15 protein-coding genes are annotated in these 13,153 nt (G+C 77.3%); 12 read left to right on the plus strand and 3 right to left on the minus strand.

The features are described 5' to 3' along the window. Window positions 1-10: 10 nt before the first annotated feature. The 6 genes from glmM (at window position 11) to BM165_RS09845 (ending at window position 7,700) form a co-directional block, all read left to right on the plus strand. On the plus strand, window positions 11-1,354 hold the full coding sequence (gene glmM, locus BM165_RS09820) for a phosphoglucosamine mutase (RefSeq protein WP_075013337.1): 1,344 nt from the start codon (window positions 11-13) through the stop codon (window positions 1,352-1,354). 119 nt (window positions 1,355-1,473) lie between these two features. After that, window positions 1,474-3,348 (plus strand): glutamine--fructose-6-phosphate transaminase (isomerizing), encoded by a 1,875-nt coding sequence (gene glmS, locus BM165_RS09825; RefSeq protein WP_075013504.1) that lies wholly within the window; start codon window positions 1,474-1,476, stop codon window positions 3,346-3,348. Between the two features lie 197 nt (window positions 3,349-3,545). Then, window positions 3,546-3,923 (plus strand): holo-ACP synthase, encoded by a 378-nt coding sequence (locus BM165_RS09830; RefSeq protein ID WP_075013505.1) that lies wholly within the window; start codon window positions 3,546-3,548, stop codon window positions 3,921-3,923. After that, window positions 3,920-5,374, plus strand: a complete 1,455-nt coding sequence (locus BM165_RS09835) for a bifunctional ADP-dependent NAD(P)H-hydrate dehydratase/NAD(P)H-hydrate epimerase (protein WP_075013338.1) — start codon at window positions 3,920-3,922, stop codon at window positions 5,372-5,374. Before BM165_RS09830 ends, BM165_RS09835 begins: the two co-directional genes overlap by 4 nt. Beyond that, on the plus strand, window positions 5,371-6,501 hold the full coding sequence (gene alr / locus BM165_RS09840; RefSeq protein ID WP_075013339.1) for an alanine racemase: 1,131 nt from the start codon (window positions 5,371-5,373) through the stop codon (window positions 6,499-6,501). The genes BM165_RS09835 and alr overlap by 4 nt, the downstream gene beginning before the upstream one ends. Continuing rightward, a complete protein-coding gene (locus BM165_RS09845; RefSeq protein WP_083427213.1) occupies window positions 6,501-7,700 on the plus strand; it encodes an alpha/beta fold hydrolase in 1,200 nt (399 codons plus the stop codon). The genes alr and BM165_RS09845 overlap by 1 nt, the downstream gene beginning before the upstream one ends. A 4-nt stretch (window positions 7,701-7,704) precedes the next feature. Here BM165_RS09845 and BM165_RS09850 read toward each other — a convergent pair whose 3' ends face one another. Next, window positions 7,705-8,340 (minus strand): TIGR04222 domain-containing membrane protein, encoded by a 636-nt coding sequence (locus tag BM165_RS09850; protein ID WP_348271792.1) that lies wholly within the window; start codon window positions 8,338-8,340, stop codon window positions 7,705-7,707. 18 nt (window positions 8,341-8,358) lie between these two features. Here BM165_RS09850 and BM165_RS09855 point away from each other — a divergent pair, with 18 nt between their 5' ends. Both BM165_RS09855 and tsaE read left to right on the plus strand, forming a co-directional pair. Next, the gene (locus BM165_RS09855) at window positions 8,359-8,985 is read left to right on the plus strand and encodes a uracil-DNA glycosylase (RefSeq protein ID WP_075013341.1); all 627 of its coding nucleotides are present in this window, start codon (window positions 8,359-8,361) and stop codon (window positions 8,983-8,985) included. Further along, window positions 8,982-9,428 (plus strand): tRNA (adenosine(37)-N6)-threonylcarbamoyltransferase complex ATPase subunit type 1 TsaE, encoded by a 447-nt coding sequence (gene tsaE / locus BM165_RS09860; protein ID WP_075013342.1) that lies wholly within the window; start codon window positions 8,982-8,984, stop codon window positions 9,426-9,428. Before BM165_RS09855 ends, tsaE begins: the two co-directional genes overlap by 4 nt. On the opposite strand, the gene BM165_RS09865 is transcribed toward tsaE, so the two are convergent. Continuing rightward, entirely contained in the window at window positions 9,429-9,938 is a 510-nt protein-coding gene (locus tag BM165_RS09865; RefSeq protein WP_143108100.1) for a GNAT family N-acetyltransferase, read from the minus strand. 58 nt (window positions 9,939-9,996) lie between these two features. On the opposite strand from BM165_RS09865, the gene BM165_RS26060 reads away from it, so the two are divergent. The 4 genes from BM165_RS26060 (at window position 9,997) to tsaD (ending at window position 12,667) form a co-directional block, all read left to right on the plus strand. Next, complete coding sequence (locus BM165_RS26060) at window positions 9,997-10,473, plus strand: GNAT family N-acetyltransferase (protein ID WP_075013343.1); 477 nt, start codon at window positions 9,997-9,999, stop codon at window positions 10,471-10,473. An 84-nt stretch (window positions 10,474-10,557) separates the two neighbouring features. After that, window positions 10,558-11,193, plus strand: a complete 636-nt coding sequence (gene tsaB / locus BM165_RS09875; RefSeq protein WP_075013344.1) for a tRNA (adenosine(37)-N6)-threonylcarbamoyltransferase complex dimerization subunit type 1 TsaB — start codon at window positions 10,558-10,560, stop codon at window positions 11,191-11,193. After that, the gene (gene rimI / locus BM165_RS09880; protein WP_075013345.1) at window positions 11,190-11,636 is read left to right on the plus strand and encodes a ribosomal protein S18-alanine N-acetyltransferase; all 447 of its coding nucleotides are present in this window, start codon (window positions 11,190-11,192) and stop codon (window positions 11,634-11,636) included. Before tsaB ends, rimI begins: the two co-directional genes overlap by 4 nt. Further along, window positions 11,633-12,667, plus strand: a complete 1,035-nt coding sequence (tsaD, locus tag BM165_RS09885) for a tRNA (adenosine(37)-N6)-threonylcarbamoyltransferase complex transferase subunit TsaD (RefSeq protein ID WP_075013346.1) — start codon at window positions 11,633-11,635, stop codon at window positions 12,665-12,667. The genes rimI and tsaD overlap by 4 nt, the downstream gene beginning before the upstream one ends. Here the strand turns inward: tsaD and BM165_RS09890 are convergent. Next, entirely contained in the window at window positions 12,657-13,139 is a 483-nt protein-coding gene (locus BM165_RS09890; protein ID WP_075013347.1) for a Clp protease N-terminal domain-containing protein, read from the minus strand. The genes tsaD and BM165_RS09890 overlap by 11 nt on opposite strands. Window positions 13,140-13,153: the final 14 nt, after the last annotated feature.

The raw sequence follows: 13,153 nt of genomic DNA on the forward strand, positions 1-13,153 counted from the left end.
CGGCACCGCCGTGGGTCGCCTCTTCGGGACCGACGGCGTCCGGGGTCGGGCCAATGCCGACCTCACGCCGGAGTTGGCCCTCTCGGTGGCCCGTGCGGCCGCCGGGGTGCTCGCCGACCGCGACGGGACCTCGCGTCCCGTCGCGGTCGTCGGCCGTGACCCCCGCGCCAGCGGGGAGATGCTCGAGGCCGCCGTGGTCGCGGGCCTGGCCAGTGCGGGCGCCGAGGTCCTCCGCGTGGGCGTGCTCCCGACGCCGGCCGTCGCCTTCCTCACCGCCGAGACCGGCGCCGACCTCGGCGTCATGATCTCGGCGAGTCACAACCCGATGCCCGACAACGGCATCAAGCTGTTCAGCCGCGGCGGCCACAAGCTGCCCGACGCGGTCGAGGCGGCCATCGAGTCGACCGTCCTGACCGGCGACGGGACCGGCCACCGGCCGGCCGGCGCCGACATCGGCCGGGTCCGCGACCTCCCCGGGGGCACCGCCGACTACGTCAGCCACCTGCTGTCCACGGTGCCGTCCCCGGTGCCGGGCCTGCGGGTGGTCGTCGACTGCGCGCACGGGTCCGCCGCCACCTGCGCGCCCGAGGTGTACCGCCGCGCCGGGGCCGAGGTCACCGTCATCGGCGGGGAGCCCGACGGCTGGAACACCAACGACGGCGTGGGCTCCACCCACCTCGGGCCGCTCGTCGAGACGGTCCGGGCCACCGGCGCCGACCTCGGCATCGCCCACGACGGCGACGCCGACCGCTGCCTGGCGGTCACCGCCACCGGCGAGGTCGTCGACGGCGACGCGATCCTCGCCGTCTGCGCGCTGGGCCTCAAGGAGCGGGGGGCGCTGGCGCAGGACACCGTCGTCGCCACCGTGATGAGCAACCTCGGCTTCCACCACACGATGCGCGACGCCGGTATCGCGGTGCAGACCACCGCCGTGGGGGACCGCTACGTCCTCGAGGCGCTGCGCGCGCACGGGCTCAGCCTGGGTGGGGAGCAGAGCGGCCACCTGGTCTTCCTCGACCACGCCACCACCGGCGACGGCCTGCTCACCGGGCTGGCGCTGCTGTCCCGCATGGCGGCCACCGGTGCGTCGCTCGCCGAGCTCGCCTCGGTGGTGCAGCGGCTGCCGCAGACCCTGGTGAACGTGCCGGTCCGCGACCGTCTCGCCGTCGTCGAGAGCGAGGTCGTCGCCGGCGCGGTGAACGCCGCGGAGGAGGAGCTCGGCGACGACGGCCGCGTGCTGCTGCGCCCCTCGGGCACCGAGCAGCTCGTGCGCGTGATGGTCGAGGCCCCCACCCAGGAGCGGGCCGACGGCATCGCCCGGGCCCTCGCCGAGGTCGTCGCCGCCGTCGAGTGAGGCCCCGGCCGGGAGGCCGAGGAGGCCGGCGGTGCCGGACGGGGCGGATGTGACGAGTGGGCCCGTCTCACTCTCCGGGAGGGCGGAACGGGCCCGCTCCGCCGGTACCCTCGGTGCTCATGTGCGGCATCGTCGGGTACGTCGGACCCCAGAACGCCCTGGACGTGGTCCTCGAGGGTCTGCGTCGGCTGGAGTACCGCGGGTACGACTCCGCGGGCGTCGCCGTCCGCGTGGACGGGCCCGACGGGGGCGAGCTCGCCGCGGCCAAGAAGGCCGGGAAGCTGGCCAACCTCGAGAAGCTGCTCGCCGACGAGCCGCTGCCGGAGTCGACGATCGGCATCGGGCACACCCGGTGGGCCACCCACGGCGGCCCGACCGACCGCAACGCCCACCCGCACCTGTCCGCCGACGGGCGGGTGGCGGTGGTCCACAACGGCATCATCGAGAACTTCGCCGCGCTGCGCGCCGAGCTCGAGGACGCCGGCATCGAGATGCGCTCGGAGACCGACACCGAGGTCGTCGCCCACCTGATGACCGCCGTCTACGCCGGCCTGCCGGAGAGTCCCGGCCGGCTCGCCGAGGCGATGCGCCTGGTGTCGGGCCGGCTCGAGGGGGCGTTCACCCTCGTCGTCACACACGCCGACGAACCCGACACGCTGGTCGCCTCCCGGCGCAACAGCCCGCTCGTGGTCGGCATCGGCGACGGCGAGTACTTCCTCGGCTCCGACGTCGCGGCGTTCATCGCGCACACCCGGGAGGCCCGGGAGCTCGGCCAGGACCAGGTCGTCGAGATCGACCGCACCCGTGGCCTCACCGTCACCGACTTCGCCGGCAGCGTCGTCGAGCCGGTCGCCTACACCGTCGACTGGGACGCCGCGGCGGCCGAGAAGGGCGGCCACGACTGGTTCATGCTCAAGGAGATCGCCGAGCAGCCGCAGGCGATCGCCGACACCCTCCTCGGCCGCCTCGGCGAGGACGGCGAGCTGATCCTCGACGAGGTCCGGCTGTCGGACCAGGAGCTGCGCGACATCGACAAGATCTTCGTCGTCTCGTGCGGCACGTCCTTCCACGCCGGGCTGATCGCCAAGTACGCCATCGAGCACTGGACCCGCATCCCGGTCGAGGTCGAGGTGGCCAGCGAGTTCCGCTACCGCGACCCGGTGCTCGACCGCTCGACGCTGGTGGTGGTCATCAGCCAGTCCGGCGAGACCATGGACACCCTCATGGCGCTGCGCCACGCCAAGGAGCAGAAGGCCCGCGTCCTGGCGATCTGCAACGTCAACGGCTCGACCATCCCGCGCGAGTCCGACGCGGTCCTCTACACCCACGCCGGCCCCGAGGTCGCCGTCGCCTCGACGAAGAGCTTCCTGGCCCAGATCGTGGCCTGCTACCTCGTCGGGCTGTTCCTGGCGCAGGTCCGGGGCATCAAGTACGCCGACGAGGTCGCCGCGATCGTCGCCGAGCTGCAGAAGCTGCCCGGGGCCGTCGAGCAGGTGCTCACCCACATGGAGCCGGTGCGCGAGCTGGGCCGGTCGCTGGCCGACGCCGACACCATCCTGTTCCTCGGCCGGCACGTCGGCTTCCCGGTCGCCCTGGAAGGCGCGCTCAAGCTCAAGGAGCTCGCCTACATCCACGCCGAGGGCTTCGCCGCCGGCGAGCTCAAGCACGGCCCGATCGCCGTCATCGACCAGGGCACGCCGGTCGTGGTCATCGTCCCCTCGCCCCGCAGCCGCGAGTCGGTGCACGGCAAGGTCGTGTCCAACATCCAGGAGGTGCGGGCCCGCGGTGCCCGCACGATCGTGATCGCCGAGGAGGGCGACGACGACGTCGTCCCGTACGCCGACCACCTGATCCGGGTGCCGCGGACGCCGACCCTGCTCGCCCCGGTGGTCACCACGGTGCCGCTGCAGATCCTCGCCTGCGAGATCGCCGACACCCGCGGCTTCGACGTCGACCAGCCGCGCAACCTGGCCAAGAGCGTCACGGTCGAGTGAGGCCCCGCACGGTCTGACGGCCTCCCTGCAGGGGCCCGCCGCGAGCTTGCGAGTGGTGGGGGCAGGGAGGTCCTCCGACTGATCGTGCTGCGTCCTGGCTCACCGCGGGTGGTGAGCCTGGACGCGTCGCGGTGAGCCTGGACGCGTCAGGGTGGGCCAGGACGGCGCCGCCGGCGGGCGCACGGCAGACTGTGCCGGTGATCGTCGGGGTCGGCATCGACGTGGTGCCCGTGGCCCGGTTCGCCGAGTCGCTCGTGCGCACCCCGGCGGTCCGCGACCGGCTGTTCACCCCGGCCGAGCAGACCACCCCGTCCGGCACCCCGCGCACCCCGGAGTCGCTGGCCGCGCGGTTCGCCGCGAAGGAGGCGCTGGTCAAGGCGCTCGGCGCCCCCCGCGGCCTGCGCTGGCACGACGCCGAGGTGATCGTCGGCGATCTCGGCCGGCCGCACCTCGAGGTCCGCGGCACGGTCGCCGCCCGGGCCGCGGAGCTGGGCGTCACCTCCTGGCACGTCTCGCTCAGCCACGACGGCGGCATCGCGTCGGCGGTGGTCGTCGCCGAGGGAGGGTCGGCGTGATCGGGCTGTCCACCGCTGCCGAGGTGCGGGCTGCGGAGGAGGTGCTGCTGGCCGCCACCCGCGAGGGCGCGCTCATGCACCGCGCGGCCACCGGGCTGGCCACCGTGTGCCTGCGCCTGCTCGGGCGGGCGCACGGCACCCGCGTGACGCTGCTGGTCGGCGCCGGAAACAACGGCGGCGACGCCCTGTTCGCCGGCGCGCGGCTGGCCGCCCGTGGCGCCCGCGTCACCGCCGTCCTCCTCGACCCCGCCCGCGCGCACCCCGCCGGACTGGCCGCGCTGCGCCGCGCCGGCGGGCGCACCACCGGCCCCGACGGCGACGACGGGCTCGACCGCGCCGACCTCGTCCTCGACGGCATCGTCGGCATCGGCGGCCGCGGGGGCCTGCGCCCGGACGCCGCACGGCTGGCGGACCGGGCGGCCACCGGTCCGGGGATCCCCGTCGCCGTCGACGTCCCCAGCGGCGTGGACGCCGACACCGGCGCGGTCGGGGGTGCGGCGTTCGCCGCGGTGCACACGGTCACCTTCGGTGCGGTCAAGCCCGGCCTGGTGGTGGGGGAGGGCCGCGGGCACGCCGGCGAGGTCCACCTGGTCGACATCGGTCTCGGTCCGCTCCTGGCACCCGCGCGCGCCCACCAGCTCACCGACGCCGACGTCGCCGGGCACCTGGAGCCGCCCGGCGCCACCGACGACAAGTACTCCCGCGGCGTGGTCGGCGTCGTGGCCGGCTCGGCGGTCTACCCCGGCGCCGCGGTGCTGTGCACCGGTGCCGCACTGCGCACCCGGCCGGGCCTGGTCCGCTACGCCGGCACGGCCGCCGACGGAGTGCGCGCGGCATGGCCGGAGGCCATCGTCACCGACGGCCGGCCCGGCGACGCCGGCCGCGTCCAGGCCTGGGTCGTCGGCCCCGGGATGGGCACCGACGACGCCGCCCGGAGCCTGGTGGCCGAGGTGCTGGCCACCGACCTGCCGGTGGTGCTCGACGCCGACGCGCTGACGCTGGCCGCCCGCGAGCCGGAGCTGGTCCGCGGCCGCGCGGCGCCCACCGTGCTCACCCCGCACGACCGCGAGTTCGAGCGGTTCGGCGTCGCGGTGGGCGCCGACCGCATCGGCAGCGCCCGGCGGCTGGCCGCCGACCTCGGTGCCGTCGTCCTGCTCAAGGGCGACGCCACCGTCGTCGCCGCTCCGGACGGCACCGCGTTCGTCAACGCGACGGGCACCGCCGACCTCGCCACCGCCGGCAGCGGCGACGTCCTCTCGGGGATCCTCGGGTCGCTGCTGGCCGCGGGCACGCCGCCCGCGGGGACCGCCGCGGCCGCGGCGCACCTGCACGGCCGCACCGGGCAGGTCGCCGCCGCGCGGGGGCCGATCGTCGCCGGCGACCTCGTGCGGCGGCTCCCCGAGGCGGTGGCGCGGGTGCGGGGCCCGGTCCTGGGAGACTCGGGGGCGTGAACACGTCCCGGGCCGAGGTGGTCGTCGACCTCGACGCGATCGCAGCCAACACGGCGGTGCTGCGCGAGCGCGTCGGCCGGCCGCTCATGGCCGTGGTCAAGGCCGACGGCTACGGGCACGGCCTGGTGCCGGCCGCGCGCGCGGTGCTGGCCGGTGGTGCGGACGCCTTGGGCGTCGCGGTCCTCGAGGAGGCGCTGGCCCTGCGCGCCGCCGGCGTCACCGCACCGCTGCTGGCCTGGCTGCACACCCCCGGCACCGACTTCGCACCCGCGCTGGAGGCCGACGTCGAGGTCTCGGTCAACGCCGAGTGGGGCCTGGCCGAGGTGGTCGACGCCGCCCGCGCCACCGGCCGTCCCGCCCGCCTGCACCTGTTCGTCGACACCGGACTGTCCCGCGAGGGCGCCACGGTCGCCGACTGGCCCGGCCTGGTCGCCGCGGCCGCCCGCGCGCAGGCCGCCGGCGAGGTGGAGGTCGTCGGGCTGTGGAGCCACATGGCCTACGCCGACGCGCCCACCCACCCCACGATCGGCGCGCAGGTGCGGCTGTTCGACGAGGCCGTCGACCTCGCCCGCGCCGCCGGGGTCGACGGCCGCCGGCACCTGGCCAACTCCGCCGCCACCGTCGCGCTGCCGGACACCTGGTACGACATGGTCCGCCCCGGCATCGCCCTCTACGGCCTCGACCCGCTCGGCGGCGACCCCGCCGACCACGGCCTCACCCCGGCGATGACCGTGCGCGCCCGGGTGGCGCTCATCAAGCGGGTGGCCGCCGGCGCCGGCGTCTCCTACGGCCACACCTACGCGCCGGCCACCGACACCACGCTGGCGCTGGTGCCGGTCGGCTACGCCGACGGCGTCCCGCGGGCCGCGGGCAACCGCGCGCCGGTGCTGGCCGGCGGCGCGCAGCGCACCATCGCCGGGCGGGTCTGCATGGACCAGTTCGTCCTCGACGTCGGCGACGCGGCCGTGGCGCCGGGCGACGAGGTGGTCCTGTGGGGCCCGGGCGCCGGCGGCGAGCCGACCGCCCAGCAGTGGGCCGACGCGGTCGACACGATCCACTACGAGCTGGTCACCCGGGTCGGCGGGCGCTTCACCCGCCGGTACACCGGGTCCGCGGGGGCGGTCTGATGGCACGCAGCAGGACACCGGCGCACTCCGGCCTCGCCGGGGCGCTGGAACGGCACCCGGCGGTCGGCGTCGCCGGCGCCGTCGTCGGCCTGGCGGCCGCGACCACCGCCGTCGGCGTGGCCGTCGCGCGCATCGCCACCCGGCGGGTGCGGGCCGACCGGATCAGCCCCACCGGGTCCCTGCCCGAGGGCGCCACCGACGCCGAGCTGCGCGAGGACGACCCGCTCGGCCCCGCGTCCCGCCGGGCCGACCGCACCGCGCTGGTGCAGGCCGACGACGGCGTGCTGCTCGCGGTGGAGGAGGTCGGCCCGCTCGACGCGCCGCTGACCGTCGTCTTCGTGCACGGCTACACGCTGTCGATGGCGTCGTGGACCTTCCAGCGGCGGTCGCTGGGCGCCCAGCTCGCCACCGCCAACGGGCACCGGCCGGCGGCCCGCCTCGTCTTCTACGACCAGCGCGGGCACGGCGCCTCCTCGCGGGGGCCGGCCGAGAACTCGACCATCGACCAGCTCGCCCGTGACCTCGCGGCCGTGCTCGAGGCCCGGGTGCCCACGGGGCCGGTCGTGCTGGTCGGGCACTCCATGGGCGGGATGACCGTCATGGGCCTGGCCGACGTCCACCCGGAGCTGTTCGGCACCACGGTCACCGGTGCGGCGCTGGTGGCGACGTCGAGCGGCAACCTCGCCGACCTCGACTTCGGCCTGCCCGACGTCCTCACGCGGGTCCGCGCCGCCGTGCTGCCGATCGCGGCGTTCGCCATGCGCCGCCGGCCGGCCTTCGCCGAGCGCACCCGCCGGCTGGCCGCCGACGTCGTCTCCGCCGTCACCTGGTCGCTGTCGTTCGCTTCCACCGACGTCGACCCGCGGCTGGGCCGCTACGTCGACGCGATGATCGGCGGCACCCCGGTCGACGTGATCGCGGAGTTCTACCCGGCGCTGGCCGGCCTCGACGAGACGGGGGCGCTGGCGCCGCTGCGGCAGGTGCCCACGCTGGTGCTCACCGGCGACGCGGACAAGATGATCCCGAAGGGGCACAGCGACACGCTCGTCGAGCTGCTCGGCGGCGAGGGGCCGATGGTCGAGTACGTCGTCGTCCCCGACGCGGGGCACCTCGTGCAGATGGAGAAGCCCGAGGAGGTCACCCGCGCGCTGTCGGGCCTGGTGCGCCGCGTGACCACGCGGACCGGCGTCCGCGACTGACGGCTCAGGGCAGGCCGTCGAGGTTGCGGCCGACCAGCTGGTCGCGGGTCCGGCGGGCGACGTCGCAACCGTCGCCCCAGGACAGCACCCACGGCGAGACCCCGCTGGCCGGCAGCACCGGCCGTGCCGGCGGCTCCAGGACGGCCGCCCGCAGGTCCTGGTCGGTGAGCTGACCCGGCCCGTCGAGCGCCACGTGCAGCACCGGCCCGACGTCGGCGGCGCGGGCCCGCTCGAGCGCCCGGCGCCCGGCCGCGGTGCGACCGCCGAAGCGGCCGACCAGGCGCTCCTCGCGCAACCGCCGGGCGAGGCGGACGACCCGGTCGTCGGCCAGCGCCCGCCACCGCACGGTCCCCACCGACCGGCGTCCCCGGCCGCCGACCGCGTCGAGGACGGCGGCCTCGACCGGGTGCCGCCGCTGGGCGTCGACCACCTGCAGCTCGCCGGGGGAGACCGCGCGGACCCGGCCGGTCACCAGCAGCGCCACCAGGGCGGTGTCGACCACCCGGGAGGGGCCTCCGGCCAGACAGGCGACGTCGTACACGTCCGGCTGCGTCATCGCGGCTCCTCCCGGCACGGGGTCCCGGGTCGACGGTGACAGCCCACCCGCGTGGGCGGAACCCCCCGGGCCACGGGCGGGCACCCGACATAGGGTCGGGACGTGGCCCCTCGTCCGCCCCGGTTCGACGCCGCCGCCGACGAGGTCGCCCGCACCGCCGCCGCGGCGCAGGACTGGGCGGCGCTGGCCGCGGCCGCCACTCCCTGCGTCGCCTGCCCCGAGCTGGCCGCGACCCGGCAGCACGTCGTCGTCGGCGACCCGCCGGCGCGCGGCCGGGCGCGGTTCGCGCTGATCGGCGAGGCGCCGGGCGCGAACGAGGACGACACCGGCCGGCCGTTCGTCGGGAAGTCGGGGCAGCTGCTCGACCAGCTGCTGCGGGAGGCCGGGCTGGACCGGGCCGAGGCCGCCGTCCTCAACATCGTCAAGTGCCGCCCGCCGGGCAACCGCACGCCGAGGACGCCGGAGGTCGCACGCTGCAGCGGCTGGCTGCGCCGCCAGCTGGAGCTGCTCGACCCGCCGGTCGTCGTGGCGCTGGGGCTGTCGTCGGCGACGTGGTTCCTGGGTCCCAGGACCGTGCTCGCCGAGGCGCGCGGCCGCCCGCACGACGTCGGCGGCCGTGCCGTCTGGGCCACCTACCACCCGTCGGCGGCCATCCGGTTCGGCCCGGCGGGGGCGCCGCGGGCCGGCCTGCTCGCCGACCTGACCTCCGTCGCGGCGAGCCTGCGGTGAGGCGCGAGCACGTCCTGCCCACGGTCGAGGACACCCGGGCGCTCGGCGCCGCGCTGGCCGCCGTCGTCCGGCCCGGGGACCTGCTGGTGCTCACCGGACCGCTGGGCGCCGGCAAGACCGCGCTCACCCAGGGCCTGGGTGCCGCGCTCGGCGTGACCGAGCCGGTCACCTCGCCCACCTTCGTCATCGCCCGCGTGCACCGCGGCGGGCGGCTGCCGCTGGTGCACGTCGACGCCTACCGCCTCGGCGGGGTCGCCGACGTCGACGACCTCGACCTCGACGCCTCGACCGCGGAGTCGGTCACCGTCGTCGAGTGGGGTGCCGGGCTGGTCGAGCAGCTCGCCGACGAGCACCTGGAGGTGCGGCTGGACCGCAGCGACGACGACGTCCGCACCGCCGTCCTCGTCCCGGGAGGCCCGGGCTGGGAGGCCCGGCTGAGCTGATCAGCCGGTCCAGCGCACCTCGCCGTCGCGCACCTCGCCGGTGGGGGTGAGCCCGCACCGGCGGGCCACCGCGCCCGACGCCGCGTGTCCCGGGTGCACCCACGCGCCGAACCGCCCGACGCCGTGCCCGCGCAGCTCCGCGACGACCGCGCGGGCCGCCTCCGACGCGAGCCCGCGCCCGTGGGACGCCGTGCCGACCAGCCAGGCGAGGTCGGCCACGAGGACGTCGCCGTCGCGGCTGACGGTGGCCTGCACGAAGCCGGCGACCGCGCCGGTGTCCCGCAGCCGCAGCACCCAGTTCAGCCAGCCCTCCGCGCCGTCGGGGGAGATCCCGGCGGCCTGCCGCTCGTGCCGGGCGCGCAGCTCGCCGCGCGTGGGCGGCGCCCCGCCGGTGAACGCGTACAGGGCCGGGTCGGCGAGCACGGGGTGCAGCTCTACGGTGTGCGCCGTGGTCAGCGGCTCGAGACGCAGCCGCGGCGTCACGACGACGTCCGCGACCGGCCAGCCCACGCGGTCAGCCTCGCACCGCACGGCCACGGGGGTCCCGGCACCGCCGCGGGTCGAGGTGGTGGCCCTCGGCGGCCCGGTGTTCACCGCGCTGGCCGACGGGGACGTCAGCACCGCGCCGGTGCCGCTGCCGGCGGCCCTCGCCGACCCCGCGGAGGCGCCGCTGTGGCGGATGCGGGCGCGGCAGGTGGCCGCCGACCCGTCGGTGGCGGCCTGGGTGACCGGCGTCGTCCGGGACCTCGACCGCGGGGTGGTGGTCGGCCGCGCCGGCTTCCACGGCCCGCCCGACGCCCGCGGGATGGTGGAGATCGGCTACGCAGTGCTGCCGGAGCACCGGCGTCGCGGGTACGCGCGGGCCGCCCTGGCCGTGCTGCTCGACCGCGCCCGCCGGGAGCCGGACGTGCGGGTGGTCCGGCTGGCGATCGCGCCCGGCAACGCGGCGTCCCTGGCGGTGGCGCGCCCGTTCGGCTTCCGCGTGGTGGGGGAGCAGGTGGACGAGGTCGACGGCCCCGAGGTGCTGTACGAGCTCGACCTGTGACCGCGCAGCCTCCCCCGCATGCTCCGAGGTGGTCCGCGGGATCGTGAGCAGGGGCGACCGGGCGGGCGACTAGCCTCGACGGTCGTGCTCGTCCTCGCCCTCGACACCGCGACCCCCACGCTGGTCGCCGGGGTCGCCCGCCGGACCGGCGGCGACGCCGAGGTGCTCGCCGAGCGGGCGGTGCCCTCGGGCAACCGGCACGCCGAGCTGCTGGTCCCCGCCGTGCGCGAGGCGCTGGCCGCCGCGGGCGTGGCCCTCGCCGACGTCGGCGCCGTCGTCGCCGGGCTGGGGCCCGGGCCGTTCACCGGGCTGCGGGTCGGCGTGGTCACCGCCGCGGCGCTGGCCGACGCCCGCGGCATCCCCGCGGTCGGCGTCTGCTCGCTCGACGCGGTCGGGTCCGGTGCCCGCACGGTGGTCACCGACGCGCGGCGCCGGGAGGTCTACTGGGCCGCCTACGACGCCACCGGCGCGCGGGTCGAGGGGCCCGGCGTCGTCCGCCCCGAGGAGGCGCGCCTCACCGGCCCGCTGGTCGGCGACCCGCGGTTCGCCGACCGCCTCGGTGCGCCCGTCGAGCCCGCCGGGGTGACGACGGCCGGGCTGCTGCGCGCCGCGGCGGCCCTGCTCGACGACCCGTCGGCCGCCGGCCCGCTCGTCCCGCTGTACCTGCGCCGCCCCGACGCGGTCCCGCCGACGTCGTTCAAGCCGGTGACCACGTCATGACGGTTCGCCTGCGGCCCATGCGGCTGGCCGACCTCGACGCCGTCCTCGCGCTGGAGGAGGAGCTCTTCGCGCCCGACACCTGGACCCGCGCCATGTACCGCGACGAGTTGGCGCGCACCGACACCCGGCACTACCTGGTCGCCGAGGACGGGGACACCGTGGTCGGGTACGCCGGGCTCATCGCCTACGACGACGAGGCGCACGTGGCGACGATCGGCGTGGCCCGGGACCGGCAGGGCGAGGGCACCGGCGCGCTGCTGCTCGACGCGCTGCTCACCGAGGCCGACCGCCGCAGCCCCGTCGTGCTGCTCGAGGTGCGCGCCGACAACGAGGTGGCGCAGGGCCTCTACCGACGGCGGGGGTTCACCGAGATCGGCCGGCGCCGCGGCTACTACCAGCCGAGCAACACCGACGCGGTCGTGATGAAGAGGGAGAAGCGGTGAGCGAGCCGCTGGTCATCGGGTTCGAGACCTCGTGCGACGAGACCGGCGTGGGGGTCGTCCGCGGGCACACGCTGCTCGCCGACGCGCTGGCCACGTCGGTGGGGGAGCACGAGCGCTTCGGCGGCGTCGTCCCGGAGATCGCCTCCCGGGCGCACCTGGAGGCGATGGTCCCCACCGTCCACCGCGCGCTGGCCGACGCCGGCGTGTCCGCCACCGACGTCGACGCGGTCGCCGTCACCGCCGGCCCGGGCCTGACCGGGGCGCTGCTGGTCGGGCTCGCCGCCGCGAAGGCCTACGCGCTCGCGCTGGACGTGCCGCTGTACGGGGTCAACCACCTCGCCGCCCACGTCGCCGTCGACGAGCTGCAGCACGGGCCGCTGGCCGAGCCGTCGCTGGCGCTGCTGGTCTCCGGCGGGCACAGTTCGCTGCTGCTGGTGCCCGACCTCGCCCGGGAGGTCACCTCGCTGGGCCGCACGATCGACGACGCCGCCGGCGAGGCCTTCGACAAGGTCGCCCGGGTGCTGGGCATGCCCTTCCCCGGCGGCCCGCCCATCGACCGCGCCGCCCGAGACGGCGACGCCTCGGCCATCGACTTCCCGCGCGGGCTCACCGGCCCCCGCGACGCCGCCTACGACTTCAGCTTCTCCGGCCTGAAGACCGCCGTCGCCCGCTGGGTCGAGGCGCGGCAGCGGGCGGGGGAGCCGGTGCCGGTGGCCGACGTCGCGGCCTCGTTCCAGGAGGCGGTGGCCGACGTGCTCACCGCCAAGGCCGTGCGCGCCTGCCGCGACCACGGCGTCGACCACCTGGTGCTCGGCGGGGGAGTGGCGGCCAACTCGCGGCTGCGGGCGCTGGCGGAGGAGCGCTGTGCCGCGGCCGGGATCGTGCTGCGCGTGCCCAGCCCGCGGCTGTGCACCGACAACGGGGCGATGGTCGCCGCGCTCGGCTCGCGGCTGGTCGCGGCCGGCGTCGCCCCGTCGGCGCCCGACCTCGGCGCCGACAGCTCGCTGCCCATCGACGTGGTCACCCGCTGAGCGCAGCGGCGTCACGGAGCCGGGCGCGGTCGACGCCGAGGGCGGCGAGCGCGCGGGCGGCGGTGCCGCGCTCGAGGTCGCAGACGGCCGCGACGACGTGCGCGCCGTGCAGCGGCGAGCGCGCCGCCTTCGCCGCCGCGACCGCCGCGCGGAAGACCTGCTGGGCCTGCGGCGTCGACCGCATCGGGCCGGTGACCGGTCCGCGCAGCGCCCCCTCGGCGGGGCCGGCGACGACCCCCACCGACGCCAGCGCCTCGGCGTGCGCGGCCTCGACGGCGCCCCGCAGCCGGCCGGCGTCGACGCCGGCCCGCGCCAGGGCGGCGGCCGCCGTGCCGTCCGGCAGCGCCGCGGCGGCCAGCAGCAGGTGCTCGGGCCCCGGCGCCGGCTCCCCGCTCCGGCGCGCCTCGGCCTCGGCGCCGGTGAGCAGCGCCCGCACCGTCCGCAGGTCCCGTACCGCAGTGACGATCCCCATGTGACGACTCCTCG

This window comes from Geodermatophilus obscurus, assembly GCF_900115395.1.
Classification (GTDB): domain Bacteria; phylum Actinomycetota; class Actinomycetes; order Mycobacteriales; family Geodermatophilaceae; genus Geodermatophilus; species Geodermatophilus obscurus_B.